The following is a 679-nucleotide window of genomic DNA, read 5'->3' on the forward strand; positions in this document are numbered from 1 at the left end:
ATCTTTGTAATGAGCGAAGCTCGTGCCGCGAGTCAAGAAATACGTCCTTTACGAGTACTGATTCTGAATTTGATGCCCAAGAAAATCGAAACAGAAACGCAGTTTCTTCGCCTCCTTTCAAACAGTCCATTGCAAGTAAACGTCGAGCTACTGCGCATAGATAATCGACCAAGCAAAAACACACCAACCGAGCATTTAGATACGTTTTACCGTCAGTTTGAGATGGTAAAAGGGAAAAATTTCGACGGTCTTATCATCACTGGTGCGCCACTTGGTCTGGTGCAATTTGAAGATGTGATCTATTGGGATCATTTAAAAACCATCATGGAATGGGCAAAAGACCATGTTACCTCGACGTTGTATGTGTGTTGGGCGGCGCAAGCAGGCTTAAAGTTGTTGTATGACTTGCCGAAAAAAACGCGTAAAGAAAAGCTTTCCGGTGTATATCATCACCAAATTCATAATCCATTCCACCCTATTTTGCGCGGGTTTGATGATACGTTTTTAGCGCCCCATTCGCGTTATGCCGATTTTTCGCCACACTTTTTAGAAGAACATACTGACTTAGATATTCTCGCCACATCCGATGTGGCGGGCGTATATCTGGCAACGACCAAAGACAAGCGAAACGTTTTTGTTACCGGCCATCCAGAGTATGACTCGCACACTCTTCACAATG

At 43.9% G+C, this 679-nt stretch carries 1 protein-coding gene; it reads left to right on the forward strand.

The window, feature by feature from the left end; genetic code table 11:
* A partial coding sequence (locus tag R7Z77_RS25860; RefSeq protein ID WP_318137114.1) for a homoserine O-acetyltransferase/O-succinyltransferase family protein occupies nt 1-679 on the forward strand: 679 nt, incomplete at both ends.

It is taken from the genome of Vibrio sp. 1401, assembly GCF_033340295.1.